The sequence below is a fragment of the Megasphaera hutchinsoni genome (assembly GCF_001553405.1).
In the GTDB taxonomy this organism is placed as follows: Bacteria; Bacillota; Negativicutes; order Veillonellales; family Megasphaeraceae; genus Megasphaera; species Megasphaera hutchinsoni.
The window spans coordinates 1-1,322 of the sequence record NZ_KQ960950.1; the positions used below are offsets into that span (position 1 = coordinate 1).

Consider the following 1,322-nt stretch of genomic DNA (forward strand, 5'->3'; position numbering starts at 1 on the left):
TGGTGGAAATATTACTGCTCCCGGTCAATGGGCAAATAAACTCGGCACGGGAACAGTTGCAGCAAATGACACTAACCTTGTAACCGGTAAGACTGTCTATGATTTCGTGAACCCGATTAAAATAAAATCAGATAATAACGCAACGGCAATTACCAAATTGCAAACAGGTTTTACGATTAAAGATGAAGGAACGGGAACAAGTAATGTAACATTAGGCGGAGATCCAGCACCGGTAATTACGTTTAAAGCGGCAACGGCAAACACAGAGGGAGCTACATCTTCATTTGTAGCATCTGTAGATGAGAATAAAAATGTAACATATACATTGAATACGAAAAAACTGAAAGAAGAATTAGGGATCACCGGAAAAGGTGTAGGTACTATGTCTTCTTGGAAGATACAAGCAACCGGTGGAACAGCAACTAATGTAGCTGATGGAGAAACAGTAGAATTCGGCACAGAAGAAAATCAAGGACTCACTGTTAAGCAAACAGAAAAGACAATTAAATACGGCATTAATACAGATAAGGTAATTGAGAATATTAATAGTTCGACAACGAAGAAGATAACAAACGTTGATGGAGATAAGATTGATTTAAGTAAAAATACGGCGATTACGAATATCACGAAAACCGGTGGATTGCTTGACAATAAAGCAAATAAAGACGCAACAAATATAGATTCGTCGGTATGGCTCACAAAATTGGGATTAACCGATGCTATGCATGGCTTTAAAGTCAAAGCAGGAACAGGCGATGAACAAGAAATTAAAAACGGAAACACCGTTACCTTTGACGTAGAAACCGGTAAAGGACTGACCGTAAGCCGTGAGGGAAACACGATTAAGTATGGCATTGAAGGCAGTAAGGTTGATTTAACGAATAATACGGCGATTACCAATATCAATAATACATTGAAAGAAGATAAAGCGACGGTAGTAGCAGGCGATTATGTCACCGTTACGACAATCGCTAATAAGGAAACAGGTAATACCTTTACTGTTAAAGGACCGGAGATAACAGGAGAAGGCAGTGTTAGCGTATCTGACATAGAAAAAGGCGGTAAGAAAGTCGGCTATAAGATTACCGGCAAGAACACGACACTGAAAACCGGGACAACCGGACTTAGTGTAGCTGACGGGAAATTGAAATTAAATGTTGCTGACACAGATAACAATGCCGTTACCGGTGAAGTAGACTTGAAAACGCTTGATTTGAGTGGAAATACAACGATCAATAATTTAGATACTAAGATAGAAAATATCACGAAAACGAATGGATTGCTTGATAATAAAGCCGATAAAGACGCAGGCAATATAGGTG

The 1,322-nt window shown here is 39.1% G+C and carries 1 protein-coding gene; it reads left to right on the forward strand.

What is annotated here, in order from left to right; all coding sequences use genetic code 11:
• Positions 1–1,322 (forward strand): hypothetical protein (locus tag HMPREF3182_RS07690; RefSeq protein WP_206445546.1); only part of this gene is annotated, 1,322 nt, incomplete at both ends.